This is a genomic window from Niallia circulans NBRC 13626, from assembly GCF_001591585.1.
In the GTDB taxonomy this organism is placed as follows: domain Bacteria; phylum Bacillota; class Bacilli; order Bacillales; family Cytobacillaceae; genus Niallia; species Niallia circulans.
The window spans coordinates 48,591-69,931 of the sequence record NZ_BCVE01000015.1 but is presented as its reverse complement, the minus strand read 5'-3'; the positions used below and the strand labels follow the sequence as shown (position 1 = coordinate 69,931).

General features: G+C 33.3%; 22 protein-coding genes and 3 pseudogenes. 16 read left to right on the top strand and 9 right to left on the bottom strand.

The features are described 5' to 3' along the window. Positions 1 to 80: 80 nt before the first annotated feature. Positions 81 to 335 (top strand): annotated as a pseudogene (locus BCI01S_RS26455) (SF0329 family protein); the annotation flags it as partial. A gap of 50 nt (positions 336 to 385) precedes the next feature. On the opposite strand, the gene BCI01S_RS17095 reads toward BCI01S_RS26455, so the two are convergent. Together BCI01S_RS17095 and BCI01S_RS17090 are read right to left on the bottom strand one after the other, a co-directional pair. Next, entirely contained in the window at positions 386 to 1,417 is a 1,032-nt protein-coding gene (locus BCI01S_RS17095; protein WP_047941407.1) for a HAMP domain-containing sensor histidine kinase, read from the bottom strand. Then, on the bottom strand, positions 1,414 to 2,088 hold the full coding sequence (locus BCI01S_RS17090) for a response regulator transcription factor (protein WP_047941408.1): 675 nt from the start codon (positions 2,086 to 2,088) through the stop codon (positions 1,414 to 1,416). The genes BCI01S_RS17095 and BCI01S_RS17090 overlap by 4 nt, the downstream gene beginning before the upstream one ends. A gap of 177 nt (positions 2,089 to 2,265) precedes the next feature. Between BCI01S_RS17090 and BCI01S_RS17085 the strand changes: the two genes are divergently transcribed. From BCI01S_RS17085 to BCI01S_RS17080, 3 genes and pseudogenes are all read left to right on the top strand, one after another. Continuing rightward, positions 2,266 to 2,472: a hypothetical protein gene (locus tag BCI01S_RS17085; RefSeq protein ID WP_047941409.1), complete on the top strand. Its 207-nt coding sequence runs from the start codon at positions 2,266 to 2,268 to the stop codon at positions 2,470 to 2,472. 189 nt (positions 2,473 to 2,661) lie between these two features. Beyond that, positions 2,662 to 3,184: pseudogene (locus BCI01S_RS24860) on the top strand (IS1595 family transposase); the annotation flags it as partial. Positions 3,185 to 3,200: 16 nt separating this feature from the next. Further along, positions 3,201 to 3,614, top strand: coding sequence for a DUF6678 family protein (locus BCI01S_RS17080; protein ID WP_061800274.1), 414 nt, complete (start codon positions 3,201 to 3,203; stop codon positions 3,612 to 3,614). 378 nt (positions 3,615 to 3,992) lie between these two features. Here BCI01S_RS17080 and BCI01S_RS17075 read toward each other — a convergent pair whose 3' ends face one another. Further along, positions 3,993 to 5,714, bottom strand: a complete 1,722-nt coding sequence (locus BCI01S_RS17075; RefSeq protein ID WP_061800273.1) for a sensor histidine kinase — start codon at positions 5,712 to 5,714, stop codon at positions 3,993 to 3,995. 1 nt (position 5,715) lies between these two features. After that, entirely contained in the window at positions 5,716 to 6,417 is a 702-nt protein-coding gene (locus BCI01S_RS17070; protein ID WP_061800271.1) for a response regulator transcription factor, read from the bottom strand. A gap of 149 nt (positions 6,418 to 6,566) precedes the next feature. Between BCI01S_RS17070 and BCI01S_RS25345 the strand changes: the two genes are divergently transcribed. The 4 genes from BCI01S_RS25345 to BCI01S_RS17055 all read left to right on the top strand — a co-directional run bounded on the left by BCI01S_RS25345 (position 6,567) and on the right by BCI01S_RS17055 (position 8,777). Then, complete coding sequence (locus BCI01S_RS25345; RefSeq protein WP_156485452.1) at positions 6,567 to 6,737, top strand: hypothetical protein; 171 nt, start codon at positions 6,567 to 6,569, stop codon at positions 6,735 to 6,737. A 55-nt stretch (positions 6,738 to 6,792) separates the two neighbouring features. Continuing rightward, positions 6,793 to 7,482 carry an ABC transporter permease gene (locus tag BCI01S_RS17065; RefSeq protein WP_047941412.1) on the top strand — a complete coding sequence of 230 codons (690 nt, stop codon included), beginning with the start codon at positions 6,793 to 6,795 and terminating at the stop codon, positions 7,480 to 7,482. Then, complete coding sequence (locus BCI01S_RS17060; RefSeq protein ID WP_047941413.1) at positions 7,482 to 8,384, top strand: ABC transporter ATP-binding protein; 903 nt, start codon at positions 7,482 to 7,484, stop codon at positions 8,382 to 8,384. Before BCI01S_RS17065 ends, BCI01S_RS17060 begins: the two co-directional genes overlap by 1 nt. Positions 8,385 to 8,477: 93 nt before the next feature. Further along, entirely contained in the window at positions 8,478 to 8,777 is a 300-nt protein-coding gene (locus BCI01S_RS17055; protein WP_047941414.1) for a hypothetical protein, read from the top strand. Positions 8,778 to 8,992: 215 nt separating this feature from the next. Here BCI01S_RS17055 and BCI01S_RS17050 read toward each other — a convergent pair. Continuing rightward, positions 8,993 to 9,697 (bottom strand): annotated as a pseudogene (locus tag BCI01S_RS17050) (HAD family hydrolase); the annotation flags it as partial. Between the two features lie 187 nt (positions 9,698 to 9,884). Between BCI01S_RS17050 and BCI01S_RS17045 the strand changes: the two are divergent. Together BCI01S_RS17045 and BCI01S_RS17040 are read left to right on the top strand one after the other, a co-directional pair. Continuing rightward, positions 9,885 to 10,673 carry a hypothetical protein gene (locus tag BCI01S_RS17045; RefSeq protein ID WP_047941614.1) on the top strand — a complete coding sequence of 263 codons (789 nt, stop codon included), beginning with the start codon at positions 9,885 to 9,887 and terminating at the stop codon, positions 10,671 to 10,673. A 1-nt stretch (position 10,674) separates the two neighbouring features. Beyond that, positions 10,675 to 11,142 (top strand): hypothetical protein, encoded by a 468-nt coding sequence (locus tag BCI01S_RS17040; RefSeq protein ID WP_047941416.1) that lies wholly within the window; start codon positions 10,675 to 10,677, stop codon positions 11,140 to 11,142. Positions 11,143 to 11,230: 88 nt separating this feature from the next. Here BCI01S_RS17040 and BCI01S_RS17035 read toward each other — a convergent pair whose 3' ends face one another. The 3 genes from BCI01S_RS17035 to BCI01S_RS17025 all read right to left on the bottom strand — a co-directional run bounded on the left by BCI01S_RS17035 (position 11,231) and on the right by BCI01S_RS17025 (position 15,332). Beyond that, positions 11,231 to 11,788 (bottom strand): flavodoxin family protein, encoded by a 558-nt coding sequence (locus BCI01S_RS17035; protein WP_061800268.1) that lies wholly within the window; start codon positions 11,786 to 11,788, stop codon positions 11,231 to 11,233. A gap of 114 nt (positions 11,789 to 11,902) precedes the next feature. Beyond that, the gene (locus BCI01S_RS17030; protein WP_061800267.1) at positions 11,903 to 13,492 is read right to left on the bottom strand and encodes a response regulator; all 1,590 of its coding nucleotides are present in this window, start codon (positions 13,490 to 13,492) and stop codon (positions 11,903 to 11,905) included. Between the two features lies 1 nt (position 13,493). Continuing rightward, positions 13,494 to 15,332 (bottom strand): sensor histidine kinase, encoded by a 1,839-nt coding sequence (locus tag BCI01S_RS17025; RefSeq protein ID WP_061800265.1) that lies wholly within the window; start codon positions 15,330 to 15,332, stop codon positions 13,494 to 13,496. A gap of 211 nt (positions 15,333 to 15,543) precedes the next feature. Between BCI01S_RS17025 and BCI01S_RS17020 the strand changes: the two genes are divergently transcribed. The 6 genes from BCI01S_RS17020 to BCI01S_RS17000 all read left to right on the top strand — a co-directional run bounded on the left by BCI01S_RS17020 (position 15,544) and on the right by BCI01S_RS17000 (position 20,703). Beyond that, entirely contained in the window at positions 15,544 to 16,824 is a 1,281-nt protein-coding gene (locus BCI01S_RS17020) for a sugar ABC transporter substrate-binding protein (protein ID WP_047941419.1), read from the top strand. Between the two features lie 75 nt (positions 16,825 to 16,899). Continuing rightward, positions 16,900 to 17,793, top strand: coding sequence for a carbohydrate ABC transporter permease (locus BCI01S_RS17015; protein WP_047941420.1), 894 nt, complete (start codon positions 16,900 to 16,902; stop codon positions 17,791 to 17,793). Between the two features lie 14 nt (positions 17,794 to 17,807). Then, positions 17,808 to 18,650 carry a carbohydrate ABC transporter permease gene (locus BCI01S_RS17010; protein ID WP_061800263.1) on the top strand — a complete coding sequence of 281 codons (843 nt, stop codon included), beginning with the start codon at positions 17,808 to 17,810 and terminating at the stop codon, positions 18,648 to 18,650. A gap of 18 nt (positions 18,651 to 18,668) precedes the next feature. Continuing rightward, positions 18,669 to 19,769, top strand: coding sequence for a glycoside hydrolase family 172 protein (locus BCI01S_RS17005; RefSeq protein WP_047941422.1), 1,101 nt, complete (start codon positions 18,669 to 18,671; stop codon positions 19,767 to 19,769). Between the two features lie 95 nt (positions 19,770 to 19,864). Continuing rightward, on the top strand, positions 19,865 to 19,981 hold the full coding sequence (locus tag BCI01S_RS24855) for a DUF4023 family protein (protein ID WP_082138277.1): 117 nt from the start codon (positions 19,865 to 19,867) through the stop codon (positions 19,979 to 19,981). 446 nt (positions 19,982 to 20,427) lie between these two features. Then, a complete protein-coding gene (locus BCI01S_RS17000) occupies positions 20,428 to 20,703 on the top strand; it encodes a YqhV family protein (RefSeq protein ID WP_047941423.1) in 276 nt (91 codons plus the stop codon). Positions 20,704 to 20,784: 81 nt separating this feature from the next. Here the strand turns inward: BCI01S_RS17000 and BCI01S_RS16995 are convergent, their stop codons facing one another. Then, entirely contained in the window at positions 20,785 to 21,195 is a 411-nt protein-coding gene (locus BCI01S_RS16995) for a hypothetical protein (RefSeq protein WP_047941424.1), read from the bottom strand. Between the last annotated feature and the right edge of the window lie 146 nt (positions 21,196 to 21,341).

Here is a 21,341-nt window from a genome sequence, read left to right as displayed (position 1 = left end):
TAATAAGGTTATGAAGATAGTTTTTAAAAGAGAGGAATAGCAGATGCAATGGAGTAAGTTAAAAGCCAGAATGGTCTGAAGAGGTGGAACAAAGCCTCTTTACTGCAAATATAATGGATAGTGGATATGTCTATCAATCCTTTCTTGATTATTGCGCTCTTTCTATAGATCATGCTTTACATTCTGAGAATGAATTTATTAGAGCTTTTGCTATGTTTGATAGGAGGATTGGAAAAAGGAGATTAAGTAATATAGATAGAAAGACACTGAATCATCCATTAATTAGTAAATTTTATCAAATACGATGTCAGGTAGAAAAAATGGCAAAAAGATAACGGATTAGCTACTGTCTAATTGGTTATCTTTTTGCCATCTTCAAACAAGCTTAGAGCCTCACCATAAAAATACTCCCTTTTCCTTTTTCACTCTCCACATAAATTTTCCCGTTACATAGTTCGACGATTCTCTTTACCAGTGCTAATCCTAAACCATTTCCCGATTGGGAATGAGAGGTATCGCCTTGATAAAATTTATCAAAAAGACGTTTTTTTGTATGGTCATCCATTCCAGGACCATTATCTTGAATCGAAAAACAAATTTCTTCTTTGAACTTAGTGAGATGTATTGTTATGTTTCCGCCTATTTCGGAAAACTTAATAGCGTTATCTAAAAGATTTAGCCAAATTTGCTGAGTTAAATCTTCATTTCCGTGAAAAGTAACTTCATCAAGCTCGACATCTATGACTATATCTTTTGCGGACCATTTTGGTTCCATCAATACAATCGTTTTTCGAATTTGCTCATCTAATCGAAATGGAGTTTTTTCGGTAATAATCTCGAGATTTTCATACTTTGATAGGATAAGTACATTTGTAGAGAGTGCAGCTAAGCGCTCAGACTCGGTAATGATTATATCAAGGTATTCTTGTCTTTCCTCTTCCGTTAAGTTATTTTCTTTTAGTAATTTTGCGAAACCGCGTAATGAAACAATAGGTGTTTTGAATTCATGAGAAAAATTATTAACAAAATCACTTCGTAATGTTTCAATTCCAGAAAGCTCTTGGGTCATTTTATTAAAGCTATGAGATAATTCTTCTAATTCGCCTATTCCCTTTATGTTAACTTGTACAGAGAAATCCCCGCTGGCTACTTTATGGGTTGCATCAATTACCGTCCGAATAGGATTTAATGCTTTCTTACTGAGAAAGGCTGTTAGGGAAGTCCCAAGTAAAATGCAAAAACCTAAAAAGGCAATGAGCGGGAATACGGGAAGCTGACTATTGTCTGAAATAATCCCTAAATGCTGTAAAGCAAAAGTTATAACAGCAACAACTAGGACTGTTGCCATCATGACGCCAAAAACAAACATGACTAGTGTAATGGCAAGGCTTAAACGTTTTGTGAAAAATTCCCTCATCCTTTTTTCACTGCCTTATAACCAAGTCCTCTGACTGTCAAAATTTCAAACTCTGGAAAATCACGAAGCTTGTCTCTTAATCGGTTAATGTGGACATTGAGTGTACGATCATCCGTTTCAGATTCCATTCCCCAGATTTCATCCATAAGCTGAATTCGAGTGAAAATCATATTTGGATATGATAATAGTTTAAACAATAAGAAAAACTCTTTAGGTGGTAAGGTAATAACATGATTCTCACGAGAAACGGTAAGGGCATCATAGTCTAGTACAGTCTTACCGATCGTTAAGCGATGCTCGTTTACAATCTTCGCTCTCCGCAGCAGAGCCTTAATACGTAAAATCATTTCTTCTTCATCTACAGGTTTGGTCATATAATCATCCGTACCAACAAGAAATCCTTTTCGTTTATCTGCTGCCTCCTGCTTGGCGGTAACCATTAAAATAGGGAGATTCTCCCATGTCTGTCTTAAATGCTGTGTTAATTCATAACCGTTCATTTTGGGCATCATTAAATCGAGTACAGCTAAATCAACATGCTCTTTTTCCATTATCTGAAGGGCTTCGATCCCATCTTTAGCAGCATAAGTCTGAAATCCATGCTGCTTTAAAACAGCACACATTAATTTCCTAGTATTTGTATCATCTTCTACCACGAGTATTTTAAACATCTAATACCTCCATTAATTTAAGTTATCCCTATTTTATTATGAAAATGTAAACTGAAAATTAATTTAGAGAAGTTTATATTCAGTTTACTTTACCACGGTATACTAAGAAACATAAAGAAGAAACCGGAAAATCATTAAGTAGACATTTGTATAGGTAGTAGAGAGGAGATCGTTTTAATGGGTTACACCATTTTATTTAGTTATTATGAAATAGTAGGAGAAGAAGCACAATTGATAGATGAATATAAACTTCCTTTTAATGAGCGAAAAGAGAGCTTGGAAACCTTATTAATAGAGCAGAACTACAAATTTATTGGAAATGTTGATTTATGGGGATTTCATACAAGTAAATATATGAATATTGCTGAGATAGTAAAAAACTGAAGCAAATAGCTGGATAAGATACATAAATGTCGTCTTTTAATCAGGTACGATCATTTATAAAAAAAGTTTGATTAAATTCCTGTGTAGATAGTTAAGATATTTCTTATTCGCAAACATGCTGTATTCTTGGATAAAGCTTTAAATTTCACTTTAGATAATTATGTTGAAAAATAAGCGGAGGAGTTGGAGTTTAACATTGAGGGGATTGTTGAAGTTGACGAGAACCATTTCCTATACTCTCAAAAAGGTCAACGGAGGATTTCGGCACGCAAACCTCGTAAACGTGTTGGAAATCCAAACTTAGAGGCATTAGCCACGAACAAGTTTGTGTTCTTGTTGCAAGAGACCGTACCAAAGTAACTGTCTCAAAAGTAGCTTGTATGGGACATGTCGTTAAAATCATAGTGGAGATTATGATTGGCTCTAAACTGACAACTGATAATGTACTCGTTACTGATGCTTGGAAAACCTAGAAAACCTATGTAAAAGAAAAAGGATTAGAACATTATCGAATTAAATCAAACGATGGATAGACCGTTTTAAAGGTGTAGCTACAAAGTATCTCGACCACTACCTTGCGTGGTTTTTGTTTGTAGATAACCATAGTAACGAAAGCACAAAACACAAAATTAAAGAAATTCTGTTAATATCATTTGTATTTGAGATGACCGACACTTATGATAGTTTACGCCTATCAAAGTTTAGTGTTTAGATTTTAGGAGGGGAATATGGACGAAAAGCAAAAGGTTGTTACAGTTGTAAATAAAAAACAATTAGCTTCGGTTATGAACAACACGAAATGGGAGCAGTTGCAGAAATGTGTAATTGATACATTGCCGTTCACCCCACCTTATCAAGTTAAGTATGTATTAGAAGATGCTCCTTACCCAGAAACTTTTATAGAAGATGTATGGTATTGGGGGGATTGGGAACAGGGGCTACGTCCGTTCTATTCCATAGAATGGTTGCGAATCAGACCAAGGTATGTAAAAAGTAGAGGTAGACTTATTGAACCTGAAAGATTTGATATTACTGATGAATTCATAGAATTATTACAAAAGCTAAATATTCCGTTTGTTAAAGAAGATAGCATAATTTGTATTTATGGTTATGTTAAAAGTACAGAAACATTCAATTATTAAGCCCTGAATGAAAATGAGAGGGGAGCCAAAAAAGGTTCCCCCTACTTACTATCCATATTTCTACATTAAAATTTAACAGAGCCTTTGTTTTTAATAAATAAAACTAGCTAGTAAAAACATAATCATATTCAACAAATCGGGCGCAATTTTTTTATCCATCAAATACCGTAAAAAAAATATAAGAGAATTGCCAATGTTATAGTAGCTACCTTTTTGCTATTACTGTTTTATAGCTTGGTTAAACTTCAAGTTCTACTCCCAAAACCAATCAGATTTTGGGACAGAATCGATTAGACTCACCAGTGGATAACGCAGTATACTTGTTTGAAAATTTTTTTTATAAAAAGGGACTTTCTCGTTTTTTCAATAAAGATAAATTTAGTCATCAAGTAACGGGAGGAGTATTCTGATCGTTGTTCCATTCTCGAGCTCTGTTCTTACTTTAATGGAACCGCCATGGAGTTCAATTAGCTTTTTGGTTATCGTCATACCGAGTCCTGTTCCGTTCTTTGAGCTGCTTGTGTTTGTTCCTCTGTAATAGCGTTCGAATAATCTATTTAGTGTTTCATTATCCATGCCCACACCATTATCGCTTATCGTAATTATCAGCAAATGATGGTCGAGCTTTCCGATCGTTATTGTGACAGTCGTTTTTGGTGGATTATACTTTATTGCATTTTCAATTAAATTTTCCATAATGCGTTGGAACCATTTCGGATCTACTGCTGCAATCAGCTCCTTGGGGTAAGGGTGAAATACAAATTCATATTGCTGTCCTGCAGGTCCATTCACATAGTGGATGACAGTTCGTCTGATTTGTTCATTTATTTCTACTCTTTCCTTGGCGATAGGGAAGCCCTCACTTCTAAGCTGATACGTTAAAGTCAAATCTTCCAGGAGCTGTTTCATGTAGTGCGCCTTTTCCTTGATTGTGCTAGAAAAAGTCCGAACTTCTTCTTCGGTCCATGAATATTGATCTGACTGTAGCATCTCAGCATACCCTCCTATAGAGGCAAGCGGAGTTTTTAAATCATGGGATAGTCCGCTAATCCATTCATCGCGAGCTTTGTTGGCCTTTATTCTTAATTGTTTATTTTGCTCCAGCGATGTTGTCAATTGGGTAAGAGTGGTAATCAATTCCTTGTATATTTTATATTTCCGTTGTAGCTTTCCTTTTTTAGTAAGCATCATAGAGTGCTTATTATGCCCTTCTTCATAATTTTCTTTACCCAAATCTCCAATCCATTTCATGATGGTAACAAGTGGAGCACCGAATTTATAGCCAAACCAAATATTAAGTGTAATTAACAATAAAAGTGCAAGCAAAAACAGGAAAAGAATTTTGTTCCCAGTATCTTGCATTATTTCTGTATCGGAGTGCAAGCTGTTTGTTTGGTCTGTACCTGTTAGAAGAACCTGTCCTGTCTCTCTATTAAAGTAGGCAGATACATCCTTTTGTTCGTTATTAGTAAGCTGAAATAGTTCTTGAAAAGAGTACCTATCCTTTTGATTGACAGCTTTATAATTGTCCTGAACTACACCATCTTTGCTAACAAGCTGAACCCAACCGTGTTTATCTGTAATAGTTTTTCTAATAGTATCTGGAATATTTAGTTGATTTTTCTGCCAGTTTACTCCGACTTTAATAGTATTTAGAATGGACTTGCTGCCAACTTCTTTTCCATAAAGGACTATGAGGGGCATTGCGGTATCCTGTTGAATTGGCCACATAGAGTATTGGTATGGATAATCTTCACTTTCTGAAAGTAGCAGGGAAAAGTCGGCTTTGGAGAATGAGTTACCCTCTGGCAGATTATATGTTTCTAAGGGATTACCGTTCTCCGATAAGATGGCAAGCCAACCATTCTGTTTCCTGACTAAATCCTTTAAATCATTAGATATAGAAATCTTCTCATCTTTAACTGTTATCCAATCTTCTATATTAGATGAGTCAGCTTGAGTCAAGTCAGTATTTAGTTCGTTTTTCATGGCAGTGAATCCAATTATTGCCCAAAATAATAAAAAAATAATGGATAAGAGAAAGAAAACAAACAAAAGCTGAAAAAAGAATTGCAGGATGAATCGTTTGGTCATATTCATTTTATTTGAAACCTTCTACGGATAATTTATAGCCGAGCCCTCTCACTGTCACGATATACTGCGGCTGGCTGGGATTTACTTCAATTTTTTCTCTAAGTTTGCGTATATGAACCATAATCGTGTTATCTTCTCCAAGAAAATTCTCCCCCCACACATTTTCATAAAGTTGAGCTTTACTGAAAAGTTGATTAGGATGCTTGCAGAAATATAGTAGTAACTGATATACCTGTGCAGGCAAGGAAACTTTAACTCCTCTTACCACGACTTCTCCAGATGAACTATTTACAAATAAGTCACCATATTGATATGTAGTTGATTCCTTTACTGTATTGGCTGTATATCTTCTTAGATGAGCTTTCACTCTCGCTACTACTTCCAATGGATTAAATGGTTTGGTGATATAATCATCAGCACCTAATGCAAACCCCGAAAGTTTATCAAGGTCAGTGGACCGCGCTGTTAAGAAAAAGATGGTGGCATTTGTCTTTTCTCGAATGAAAGGGCAAATATCAAAACCACTTCGATCTGGAAGCATGACATCTAGAAAAATTAAGCCGTAATCATTAACTGCGCATAGTTGTAATGCTTCCTCTGCTGTTTCTGCAGTATCAATTCGCTCAAATCCTTCCTTCTGTAAAATAATCTTCAACATCTGATGGATAGCCTTTTCATCATCCACTATTAATAATCTTATCTTTTCCATATAACTTGTCTCCCTAATGTCCAAATATAAAGATATCATATCATTTTTTTTCCTCATTATTAGAAATTAAGGAAGAATTAAGGTTCCGATTTTAAAGGGTTAAGGTACGATAGATATAATCCTTATAGATTAAAGAAATGAGGTGTAAAATGAAAAAAGTATTTAGTGCTATAGCAACCGTAGCTGCCGTAATTATGCTTTCAAGACATATTGGAAATGAATTTGCAGCTCAGAATTACTCTAGCTTAGCGATCATCCTGATGATTGGAATAATTGGTCAAATTCTCCTCCATTTTCGGGAGCAAAGAGTTAGAGATTAAGCGGTAGTTAAGAGAATTTGTATATAAATTTTGAGGAAAGAGAGAGTTTAATATTATGCTTACTATAGGGAAAAGAGAATTTCTCCAATTATTCAAAGGGGTTAAATCTATTCTGTTAATCTTGGTATTTTTAGTCACATCCTATTATACGGCTAAGTTTGCTGATATTTTAGCTACAGCAATGGAACTGACACCGAAAGAGGCTAGTGAAGTTCATTTAGTTGGATTATTGTTTTTAGTGATGTTTTTTGGACATTTATTTGTGGCGAGTTTATCTCATGACAGTATAAATAGAGAAATCCATGAGAGAACCATGCGATTTTTAGTTACTAAAACAACTAGGTTTTCCATTATAATTGGTAAGTTTTTGGGTATTTGGATGTTTTGGTTTGTCTGCCTGTTTTTATCATTCTTAATAATTGCTTTAACAACAGAAAAAATAGATCTTTTAGTTTTTGCTCAGACGATGAGCTTACTTACATTGCAGATATCATTTGTTCTCTTAATGTCTGTACTCATCATTAAGCCAGGAGTAACTATGTTCCTTGGGATTCTTGGAGGGATATTGTTACCAATACTAGGAGGTTGGTTTGCGCTCAGTGCTAATCCAGCTATTAGCTGGCTAAAATATATATCACCTTTTTATTATCTAGACTTAAATGATTATAGTTTCTTAGTTCTTCTTGTATTTGCAGGCATCTTAATTTATCTTACTAATTTATTTTTCAAGAGGAGGGAATGCTGATGTCAGCTATTAAAGCAGTAAAGGTATCAAAGAAGTATAACGGAATAACGGTAGTTAACGGAATTGATTTAACAATTGAGAAAGGGGAATTATTTGGATTTCTTGGTAGAAATGGCGCCGGGAAATCAACCTTTATCAATATGCTGACAGGGATTGCGAAACCTACTTCAGGTTCATTTTCTTTGTTGGGAGGAAAGATAGATGACATAGTGCTTAAAAGAAAAGTTGGTGTCCTGCCTGATTATTCAAGTTTCTACGAATCCACTACAGCACTGGAGCATTTGCGGTTCTTCTCTGCACTATCTGGTAATCCTGCGCAAAAAAGTGTGTGTCTAGAGGTATTGGATGCAGTCGGATTAGCTGATCATGCTAATAAAAAATTAGGAAAGTTCTCTTTTGGAATGAAAAAGAAACTTGGTGTCGCTCAGGCTATAATCCATGATCCTGACCTGTTATTTTTGGATGAACCAACATCGGGAATGGATCCAGAATCAGCAATCCAAATTCAAAAGCTGATTAAAAGACTGCATGGAGAAGGCAAGACTATTTTTTTAACTTCTCATAATTTGGATGAGGTCGAGAAATTATGTACAAGAATTGCTATCATGAAAGAAGGCAAGATTGTAAAAATCGGAACAATGGATGAACTCAGAGCATTTTACCGTTCCAATATTATCGTGAACATTAAACATAGTCCAATCCCTGTTTCAGAATTATCAAAGTTTCAACAATGGATTAAAGATAAAGGTACGGAAATTCACTGTAAAGAGGATTCGCTGACTATTACAGTTGATGAAGAAAATAGAATTTCTGAAATAACAAGGGCCCTAACGGCATGTAATACTAACGTTTACCGAGTCAATGTTGAGGAACCGACTTTAGAAGAGATATTTTTAGACTGACCCCTTAAATGAGGGGTCTTAGACCTTTAGGCACTTAGTGAACTCTTATTCGGGTAGGCATAAGGATTAAAAAATGGAGGTAGATATTAAAGCATGATCAGAAATATAATTGGATCAGCATTTATACTTATAAGTTATATAGTACTGGGAATAAATTGGTTTTATTTGCTGCCAAAAGGGTTAGAATTAATGCCATATTGGAGTTGGATTGTGTTTGTAAGTGCAATATTTGGAGTAGTTATTAAGTATTATAAACCAAATTCAAAAAATACAGATACGGATAATGGGAAACTAGGGAAAGTCAGCAAATTTTTTGATAATTCAATAGACGTTATAACAGGTCATATTAATAATGAGGATGAAGTTGATAAAAATAAGCAGTCCAAGAAATAGACAGAAAGTGAGCTCGTCTATTTCTAAAGGACTTATACATTTCAACCATTTTAGCTGATTTAAGTTTTACATCACAACATTTTCAGTTTTCGGCAATCTAAAAATAGCAAACAAAACTTGGTTCGCATTAATGTTAATGACCATGAAAATATATGGCAAGAAGCGCTGAAATTATCCCTGCATATTCACTTTTTCCCTTCCGTATAGGAAAGTTATTATTTAATCGTACTATTTTTTATTTGAAATGAAGATGATGCTGCTAGAATAGAAGTTAATTCGATAAGGTCATCAATAATTATATCTGCTTGCTTCAATTCGTCATCTTTAGCAAAATCAAAATTACAACCGATAGATAGAAGGTTATTTTCCTTTGCAGCTTTTATATCAGATAGGCGGTCTCCCACAACAGCTGCTCGAGTAATTCCATGTTTCTTAATAATCCTACAAACAAGGTCAGACTTATTCAGTGATTCAATATCCTGAATACTGCATGTCTCTGTCACCCATTTATCCAATTGATAATATTCAGCAATCGCTTGTAAGTATGCTGTTAAACCATTACTAGCGATATAAATAGAGAAATCATTTTCTTTTAAATAGGAGAAAACTTCTTTTACATTTGGATATAAGGCCCCTTTGCCTTTTTTTATATTTGTCACTAATCGTTCGAGAAAAATAGCATCTATTTCTTCTCTTAAACGAAGGGAATGATGAGGCAATAATGTTTCCCACACAATCGGCAATGGAACACCCATAATTTCGCGGTATTTATCTATTGGCGTGTCTCCATCCCATTGATGAATCGAGCGCAAGTAATGAAAAGTATCATTTAAAGATAGTTCTAAAATTTTGTCTGTTTGAAAGAGTGTACCATCCATATCAAATATTAGTGCTTGAGACAATCCATTTCCCCCTTTTGAAAAATTTTTGTATTTATGTACATTTTAACATAAACGTAATAGCCCAAAGATTCTTATCTTTTTTATTTCCTCCTAGTTTTATTGTACTTAAAAATCGGCAGATGGATAGAATTACATGATTTTGTTAAAAATAACTTGGAGTGATTATTTATCCTCAGTTATATATATGGAAAAGGTGAATGTAGTTATGGATAACTTTACCAATGACAATACAGCAAGAAGATATAGAGCGCATGTAAGTACTCTTGGGACAACACAAATTCACCTGCGAAATCCTTATATCATTGCATGGTGGAGTGCTGCTTTCCCTGGATTTGGTCATCTTCTCTTATCTAAATACCTGAGGGGATTCGTTTTATTTATTTGGGAAGTAGTAGTAAATGTTAACTGCAATTTAAATTTGTCGATGATTTATTCCTTTCAGGGAGAGATTGAAAAGGCTAAAGAAATCTTGGATACAAGGTGGTTACTCATTTATATCCCAGTTTATATTTTCGCTATTTGGGATAGCTATCGAACGACGGTAGATTTAAACAAAATCTTTGTGCTGGTAGAAAGAGAGGAGCATCGCTTTAATTCTTTTAGTATTGGTATAATGGAAATCAATTATCTTGATAAAAGAAATCCTATTATGGCCATTATTTGGTCCCTATTTATGCCTGGTTTGGGTCAATTATACATTCATAGAGTAATAACTGCATTTTTTGTTATCATTTGGGGAGTTGTGTTTTTTTATTTATCGCATGGTCTGGAAGCTTTGTCTCTTTTATTTTTGGGAGAAATCAAACAAGCGACAGATGTAATTAATCCAGAGTGGCTTTTGTTTTTTCCATCTATTTATGGGTTTGCAATATTTGATTCTTATATAAATACAGTAGAAAACAATAAGTTATATGATAAAGAACAACGTTCCTATTTTAGGGAAAAATATCAATCTTCGTCTTTTCAAGTATTAAAAGGACAAAAGGTGAATTAATATGCAATTATTTTCGACATTTGAACACTCCATTTTTATAGAAATGGCTCTCAGCACGTTAGAAAAAAAGGGAATAAAAAAAGAAAATATATTTGTTGTTCCACTTGATAATAGAACGGAGCAACGAAAGATTTTTGATGACTTGCATCGGTCAGACGGAACTTCTCTTATTGATATAGGTATTGCATTAGCAACGGCATTATCAGTTGTTTTTGCAAGTATAGGATTTAAGCTTGCATGGGGACCGATATACTGGGGCCTAATTGGTGCGGCAGCTGGCTTTTTACTTGGATTTGTAATTCGTCTTTTTACAGAACTTATAGTAAAAAAGAAGAGAAGATTACTGAAGGGATTCCAATCGGAAATAATTGTTATTGTTGATTGCGAAGAGTCGCAAGGAGAGATGATAGAGAATGTTTTATTCAGCCATTATGCTTTAGGGGTAGCGAAGATAAAAGCAAAAAAGTAGAGCAGCATCACATTTATTGGTGGTTACCCAAACAATTATATGAATGTTTTTACGTATAATTGTTTGGGGTTATATTTGATTGAGATATTTATTTCCCAAACCCTTTTAAAAATTCCTTATTTAACTGAGTAGCCGCAAAAATGGCATTTTTATCCTCCAAAATATCCCCAGGTTTATTACCATTACCTAAAATATATCCTCCAAACTCAATCCCCATAAAATCAAAAATATGTTGAAATTGCTGGATCATAGGTATGCCTTTTATAGTGGGATTATCTCCACCAACAGCCAGGACATAAGCTTTTTTTGTCGCCATCTTCGCTTTGAAATCAGGATAGCTTAAATCTCTAAGTGAGTGAGACCACCGATCAATAAAATTCTTCATTAAACCAGACATGCTGTACCAATATATAGGAGTAGAGAAGATTAATATATCATGAGGAAGTATGCGATCCACTATTGAATTGTAGTCATCCTCTCTTTTTTGAAATCCTTCTAAAGTGTGGCGCATGTCCATTATAGGAAGGATAGTATACTCTCTAAGCAGAATATTATCTACCGGCACACCGTCGATTACTTTTTCTGTCAGGAGTGCTGTATTCCCATTTGAACGAGTTCCTCCATCAATAACAGCAATTTTTTTCATGGATTTACACCCTTTCCTATTCATTTATATTAATCTTATATTGGATGGGATGAATAATAAAGATGAATATTCAGATAGGTGTCATCGAGAAAATTGATAGTAGAATAAAAATATTTAAACAATAGTGGAATGAGTACGATATTCAGTTGGTGTTAGTCCGGTTACTTTTTTAAAGGATGCACTAAAATAATATTGATTGGAATAACCTACTTTTTCACTGATCTCCATAATTGGTATGCTTGTAAAAGATAAGAATTCTTTTGCCTTATTTATTCTTAGAAATGTAATATATTTAGATATACTGGTATTTTTAACTTTCTTAAAAATAGATCCAACATAGGATGGGCTCATATTAATATGGTTACTGATTGTATTTAAGTTCAGAGTTATATCATTATAATGATTCTCAATAAATTGTATGATCTGTTCAGCGATCTGATTATGTTTAGAATGAATAGATTGTTGAATTTTCTCGCTAGTAAGAAGACAAATTTTTTCTAGATTTTCACAAACTTCTTCTACCGTGTTAAATGTATCCAAGATAGAAAAGGTATGCGTTATTTTCTCCACAATTTCCGTATCTTTAATTTCTACTTCATAGAGAAAACGCAAAATTTTTGACAGAATGGATGAAATATATGAGAGAATGCCATTTTTATTATAATATACACTAGACCAGTTTTTTTCTATATAAGCTAGAAATTCTTTTATTCCCTGTTTGTCCTTTTTAGAGATTAAATTAATGAGCAATTCTTCATCTTGTCTCGATAGAAAAAGAGGAGTAGGAGCAGCTTGATGTATTTCTTCTGTTGAATATATATTATCGTCTCCAAAAATAAATTTATATTCCGTTGCTTTTTTTGCATTTCGATAAGAATTTGAAATTTCCCATATAGATTGTACGCCATGACCAATTCCTATTGTAATCGTAAAAAAATCAAACTGTTTCTTTATCGTCTCGAAAGCTTTCATAACAAAAGTACTTAATTTATGGGGATATTGTTTATGACCAACAATAAAAATTATTCTTCCACCTTGATTTATAGTATAGACATCCTCAGAGGAGAAGTAGTCTTCTACAGCATGAATTAGTTGAAAAGTATTGAGATGATATCGCTCTACTCCGAGGCTGTTCATGCAGTCTATATGTTTACTTATCTCTAAATATACACAAATGTATTGCTTCTTTGTAAATTGCAAATTTAGATAACTAGCTTGATTTTGAAGCATGTATTCTGCATAAGTTGGACCAGCATTAATAAGGTTTAAAAAGAATTTCTCTTTCAATATTGGTTGACTATGTTTTAACTGTTCCATCGTTTCTTTTTCTTGTTGAATATTCCGGAGTACTTTTTGAATGACAGTAGTGAGATAATCATAGTCAATTGGCTTTTCGACATAGTCACAAATATTAAGTCTAATTGCTTCCTGTGCATAAATAAAGTCATCATATGAACTGATAAATATAATTTTTATAAAAGGAAATTTTGTTAATAAGGTTTTAGCCAAATCGATTCCAGTTATTTCTGGCATTTGAATATCGGAAATAACTATATCTGGCTGGATTTTTTCTATTTCTTTTAGTGCTTCTATCCCACTAGCATATATCCCACAAACGGTTGCTCCCATCTCTTCCCACTTTATGTTTTTGAAAATACCTTCTAAACAAACGGTGTTGTCGTCAATCATTATAATTTTTTTCATTTTATCCTCCTAATTCTTCAAAAAATAATTCTTCCGATATCATTTGGTGGATAGTGAAGGAAACTAGAGTACCCTGTGGATGTAATCTACTTATTTGTATTGTCGGGTTTTCGGATGAATATAAAGATAATCGAGAATTTACGTTGCTTAGACCAAAATGATTTGTACGTAATGCAGTATTGTTTAGAACCTGATTTATTGTTTCTATCTTTTCATCCGTAATTCCTCGCCCATTATCTTGGATCGTAAATTGAATAGCATCATTTTTATAGGTAATAGAAATTTGAATGGATAATGGTGTGTTAACATTTTTAATACCATGGTGGATACAATTTTCCAAAATAGGCTGCAGAACAAATTTTGGAATAAGAAAATTTTCAATTCCTTCCTCTTTCTCTATCATCCAATGAAATTCCATACTTTTGTTTAATTTTTCTAACTGGAGATAAACTTGAGCAATTTCTAGTTCATCCTTTATTAGGATAAGTTCATCGCCTTTCTTTAAAATCATTCGGTAGAACTGTGCCAATTGGGATATCATTTTATTTGCATCATCTATTCGACCAAGGGTTTGACAAGTTTTAATAGAATCAAGCATGTTATATAGAAAGTGAGGGTTTATTTTAGATTGTTCTAACTGATATTTCATTTTTTCTTCCTGTATTTTGAAATTTAAAATAGCAGTAAAATTGGTATTTATCGATTCTGTCATATTATTAAATGTTATTGCCAATGAATCAAATTCATCTTTAAAGTCCTTTTTTTTATCTATAGGCAACTTAACAGAAATAAGATTATTATTATCTAAAGAGATTGACTTAATCGTTTTAGCTATTGTTCTTATTTTTTTACTTAATTCTTTGGAGATGAATAAACTGCTGACAATACTAATGATAATAACTAGTATGACCGCTGAAATTAAGATACTTATAAGGACTATAGTATTTTTAACAATATAGCTTGTTGGAACTTCCGTAACAATATACCAGCCAGTTATTTCGTTACGTTTAAAAACATACTGGTTATCCTTGATTTTAAAGGGCTGTTCATTCATTGTTGCTATTTTGTTAAATATCTTTTTTTCAATTGGCTGGCCGATAAGCCTGCTATTATTATGTGCTAAAATAATTCCGTTTTGATCAATTAAAAAGCTATTAATAGAAGAGTCAGTAGTACTTTCATCAAGTAATTGATTTACTTCCTTTACATCTAAATCAAGAAAAATGGCATAATCTATTGTTTTCGTGTCCTTCTTTTGGTAAGTGATAAAACAACTTAAATACCTTTTATTTTGATAAGACTGATTGACAACAAAGGGCTCATTAATATTCTCAGATAGAATCCATTCTAGCTTGTTCGTACTAATAGATAGTTGCTGGTCATTTATTATTCCACGTTTATATAAATCATTTGTAGAAAAGAAGGTAATTCCTTCATCACTAAAAAGAAATTGTGGTTTTATATAAATGGTGATATTATCCAACAAGTAAGCTTCTTTTAAGTAAATAATATTATTCCTAACAGAGCTATATGATTCTAATTGGTCCGATAACTTTTGTGGTGGTTGAATTACTAAAGGATATAAATAATTCTGAATTAAACTGGATGCATTTTTCATCTGCTCAAAACGATTAGAAAGAATTACATTTAATTGATTACTTGAATAAGAGATGGAATCAAATATTTTATTTTTTGCAATATTGTAAGACAGGAAATAAGAGAGAACGCTTAAAGAGATTAACGGAATAATGGAAGTAAGAAGAAAACTCCATAAAAGCTTCTTTTGAAAACTAATAAAGTATCTTTGACAAAGTTTCTTTAAATAGAAGTATAGACGCATACAATATTTCTCCTCCTCCATTCAGAAACCGCTTACTTTTTATCCATAAGTTTATCTAGAAAAGTTTATTAAAGCAATAGATTTAAAAAAATATAATCAATCAACAAATATTATATTTTTTAGGTGAGAATTTATATTTAAGTGTTTTTTTTTCTTTTATATAATGAATTTGCATATTTGAAAGCGCTTTATAAAAAGGGAGGTTAAGAGAATGCAAAAATCAAGAAAGTGGCACAGCATAGCTTTATGCATAATGATTGTAACAGCAATTTTCCTAACTGGCTGTGTAGGAGTAAATAACACAAGTTCTAATGCTGATCAAGATTCCGGAGGCGAAGGTAAGGTTGAAGGAGAAACCATTACTTTAATGACAAATGATTCAACAAAGGCAGGATGGTCTGCCTATCAGAAGAAAATAGAAGAGGCAACTGGAGTGAAGTTAAATATTATTGTTACACCTACTAACCCTGATGATATGGTAGCTAAAATGACGACTATTCTTTCTTCAGGTGATAATACAATTGATTTAATGCATGTTAATGATGAATTAATTACAGCTTTTTCAAGAGCAGACTATTTAGAGCCCTTAGAGAAAGAGGTTATGACTCCTGAAATCGTGAAAAATTTTTCTGAGCAATATATAAAGGATATACCAACATATAATGGGAGCATCTTTTCCGTGCCTAGCTACTTAGAAATCTTAGCATTTTGGGTGAATAATGAATTATTGAAAAAAACAGGTATGGAGGCTCCAAAGTCAAAAGAAGAATTTCTTGAATACGCTAAAGCGGTAACAAAAGACGGCGTATATGGTTATGGAGGCTCATGGGAAAAAAGTTATGTTTTTAATGAAATTGGTACTTTTGTTAATCTCTTTGGCGGCGATTATTTTGATTGGACCAATCCCAAAACAAAAGAAGCATTGCAGTTTATGTATGATTTAGCACACAAAGAAAAAGTGACCCCGATATCCCAGCTTGCTGATATCTATGACCCTATGAATCAAAAATTTATTGATGGGAAATATGGAATGTTATTTATGTATACAGGTGCAATTCCTACATTTGAAGAAGCTGGGAAATTTAGTCCTGAACAATTGAATATAGAGCCGATGCCAACTTTTGAGACAAACGATGCCTTTATTGCTTCCTGGCATTATGTATTAAATAAATCTTCTGAGAAGAAAGCTGCATCAAAAAAAGTGCTGCAATATATTGCTAGCCCAGATGGACAATTAGCATATAGCGAAATGTCTGGGAGACTTCCTGCCCGTCTGGATGTAATTAATAATCCTAAATTTACTGCAAAAGGATTAGAGAGTGTCAAAGAATATATCAGCAATAGTACGTTAAGAGGTAGACCTTTAGTTCCACAGGCTATGGAGTTTGTTAATGGAATTGGAGCGATATTCCAAAAGTATATTTCTGATGAAATAAGTTTAGATGAAGCGGTAGAGCAGGCTCAAAAGGAAATCGCTCGTTTGGCCAAGTAAGTACAATCTTGAAATAAATAAAGAGGATTAAATTTATAGATAATTTTGATCCTCTTTATGGAAAGGAGCTATCAAATGAAGACTTTTCTAAATAAATCCTTTCAAAACAGGTTAGTTATTGCTTGGATTTTGATACTACCGGTATTAATTATTAGAGGATTTACGATTATTTATCCAATCATAGTTACTTTTATTAATAGTATGTTTGAAATTAATATGTTTAAAGGCGGGGTTGCAACATTTATTGGTTTTCAAAACTTTTTTGCTATTTTTAAAGATGATAAGATTATCACCTCTTTGGAATTTACATTGATTTTTACCATCATATCCATGATCTTTCATGTGATCTTCGGTATATTCTTAGCTGTTTTATTAAATCAGAAGTTTAAAGGAAAGAAGTTTTTACGAACAATTGTTTTAATACCATGGGCAATGCCTATGGTTGTAACAGGGTTAGCAGCAAGATGGGCATTTAATGATAGCTATGGTTTGGTGAATGATTTAATACGAAGAATCTTTACTACATTTCACTTCGATTGGCTGATTCACCCAGAATCTACAAGAATTGCGGTGATTTTGGTGGACTTATGGAAAGATGTTCCTTTCTTTGCGATTCTCGTTTTAGCAGGACTTCAGTTTATCCCAGAAGAGATTTATGAATCTGCTAAAATGGATGGTTCAAATATGGTTAGAACATTTTTCTCTATTACAATTCCACTAATAATGAAGAATTTGTTGACACTATGTATCTTTTTCACCATGTGGCGAATTGTAAGCTATGATATTGTCTATGCCATGACTACTGGAGGACCTGGTGATTCGACAAGCTTACTAGCATATAGAATTGCAGTAGAAGCTTTCACGAACTTAAATATTGGCTATGCCTCTGCTATAGCAGTACTTTTATTTTTGATGATGATTATTATCAGCAGTATAAGTTTATTAGGGATCAAGAAAAATGACTATTAGGAGGTATGTAAAGAATGAATATAAGGTCGATGAAAAGTTTTTATTTTTTTCTTAGATGGGGATTGACCTTTGTTGTAGCAATTATTATCTTGCTACCTCTTTACTGGATTTTTATTTCATCTATAACACCAAAGGGTTCTCTATTCCAAACTCCTATTGATTACTTTCCTAAGATCATTACTTTTCAAAACTATAAAGATTTATTTATTCAATTGGGAATTGGGGAAATGGCGATTAATACATTGCTGATTACTGGTTTATCTCTAGTTGCTTCTATTATATTTGGTACGGCAGCAGCATATGGGTTTGCCAAATATGACTATTCGAGAGGAGTTAGCTGGGGATATAAATTGCTGTTGTTTTCAGCACTAATCCCACCTGTTATAACTGCGCGACCTCTATACGATTTTATGAAGTCTGTACAATTGGTTGATACCTATTTGGGGTTAACCATTTTATATACAAGTTCCTTGCTCCCTTTCTCTGTACTAATTCTCTATAATTTCGTTAAACAAATTCCTCCATCTTTGGAAGAAGCTGCTCAAGTAGATGGAGCGAATTTTTTACAAGTATTATTCAAAGTGTATTTTCCGCTGATGAAGCCAGCTATAGCTACTGTTAGTATTATTAACTTTATCCAATGTTTAAATGAGTTTTTTACACCTTTATTTTTTTCTTACAAAATTAAAGTATTAAGTGTGGGGATTACAACGATTCCAAGAACAAGTAACTTTGAAGTGCCTTGGGATTTAATAAGTTCCATGGGTTGGTTCATTACTTTACCTATTATTTTATTTGTGATGATATTTGAAAAGAACATTATGGAAGGAATTATCGCTGGAGGAGTTAAACAATAAAAAAATTGGAGTGATACGATGTTTAATGGATTATCTACTTTACCTATTTTAAATAATGGAAGAACAAGAGCGATTAATGCGGAAAATCCTACTGGTGAAAAAGGAGGTGGCGGGAAGGCAGCTAGTAATCTTGGACCTTCGAGAAAAGGGGCTCCGTGTTTAAGAGATATTAAATCAGGCGAAATAAAAGTTTTAGCTGAAATTGATGGACCAGGTGTTATTGAACATATTTGGATAACGGTTCCTGCGAAAATAAATGATAAAAATCCGTTTGTATTGAGAGATATTATTCTCAGAATGTATTGGGATGATGAAGAGAATCCATCAGTTGAAAGCCCTTTGGGAGATTTCTTTTGCTGTGGATTTGGGCAAGGCTGTTTAGTGAATTCCATGCCTATAGCCGTTAATCCGAATAGAGGAATGAATAGTTATTTTTCTATGCCTTTTCATAAAAAAGCACGCATTACGATCGAAAATCAATGTGAGGATGCAATTCCTGCCTTTTTTTATCAAGTAGACTATTGCTTATATGATTCTTTGCCAAAAGAAATTGCTTATTTTCATGCCCAATGGAGAAGACAGAGTATTACTGAAAAAGGGCAGGATTATATTATTTTAGATGGTGTGAAAGGAAAAGGGCAGTATGTTGGTACGTATATGGCATTATCTACATTAGAAAGATATTGGTGGGGAGAAGGGGAGGTAAAGGTTTTTCTAGATGGAGATAAAGAATATCCGACAATTTGCGGAACTGGAACAGAGGATTATTTTGGTGGTGCTTGGAGTTTTGCAACATATAATGAGCATGGCAAAATGGACGAAACAACTTATTCTACACCTTTTTTAGGTTATCCGTTTTATGCTAAACAGGATAATACAGTTGTTAATCCTTACCATAATGATGATGTACCGCCAATGCGTGGATTTTATCGCTGGCATATTATGGATCCTATTCGCTTTGAAGAGGATCTCAAGATAACCGTACAACAAATTGGTGTCAGCCATCGTGGTTTGTTTGAGAGACAGGATGATGTTTCTACTGTTGCTTATTGGTATCAGACATTGCCTCATGAGCCATTTCCTGTTTTCCCTTTAAGAGAAGAACGATGGCCACGATAAAATATATCATCCTTAAATAAGAATTAATTTGTTTTCAAGAATGTAAATCCGCTAATCGGTTAAAATAACAAGAACAACTTTGAGGAGGATTAAAAATGGAAGACACAGGTAAATTCGTGGAAAAACTAAAGGATGATCAAAAGAAGCAAGAAAAAAATAAAAAGCATGGTAAAGGACATCCAGAGGCCAAATTACCAAATAAGCAGCACTAAAAATACATGCTAAAGAACTGCACCTTTATTTAGGGTGCAGTTTTTTTAGGTTACTATTCTCTTTCTTTTTCAAAAAAATCCTTATTGCTATCACGTCTTGATAGCAATCTGCATACTTTAACAAAGGAGAAAGAGGAGAAAGGAAGAGATGGAATGAAAATTGAAAAAGTCATGACATATTACGGATATGATTTGATGATTAATGAAATTTTACATAAGAAGTGCCTGAAGTGTAAACAGTGGTATAAATTTGATGGGGAATTAGGTTATTGTAATTCATGTATAAGGGAGTTGGATAAAAAAAGACAGTGTTCTTTTCAACAATAGATTTGGTTTTATCATTCCGTTCGTCATCAGGATTTCTCTTTCGAGCTTCAAAAACATGTCCTATTAAACATCCCTCTGCATATAATGGTAGTAAATTTTGCTATTGGTGGGAGGAGTATATGTTATCGTTCATTGAAAAAGCAGTTCTCGGAATGGTTATCCTAAGATTATTATCTGGAAGCATAGAAATTACTGCAGCGCTTTTGATGCTGAAGACAAATGAAATAGAAAAGGCGCTTATAATCAATAGCTCCTTAGCAATTATTGGTCCTCTTGTACTTATAGCAACTACCTTTGTTGGCTTATGGGGTTTAACAGATAAAATATCCTTTGCTAAAATGATATGGATATTATTGGGGATTGGGCTGATTATATATGGGGTGAAAAGCGAATAATCAATAAAAATTGCCTTTTTCTCCTGTTCAGGTGGTCAAAAGGCAATTTATTTTAGCTTTTGGTTAATATCGCAAAAAGCATTAGGACATAATGACTTCCTTTGAGAGAACAGTTTCGATTTTCTTAAATAATTTTTGTATTTCCTCGCCTTTAGAAATATTGACATTTATTTCACTCAGACAATGTTCTTTAATTAAATCTATCTTTTTCTTTTTGTTCTCAGCCTCTTCGCTTTCTTTGTCATTAGCGTTTTTTAGCAGCTGTTCATTGCCATGATGATTTAATATCCAAAAGGTATAAGTTAAATTTGGGTTTTTTTCTGGATAACTGAAGAATAGGACAAAGTGAATAAAAAAGTCTTTATCAAAATACTGTAATGTGCCTCTAAGGTAATTCTCCTCATTCTTACTAGAGGAAAGGGAGGTGCGAAATCCTTTTTTTAATCCAATTTGTTCTATTTCATCCAGGATATACTCGATAAATAACTTCAATTTTTTTCCTCCGTTGTCCAAGTTTTATAACACTCACCTAATGTATTTTTCCTCTTGCTAAGTGTTAGTATTCTGGAATTAAACATATTTTGTAAGACAGAATAACTTTTCCATGTACGGATAATCTAACTAAAGATCCCTCAATC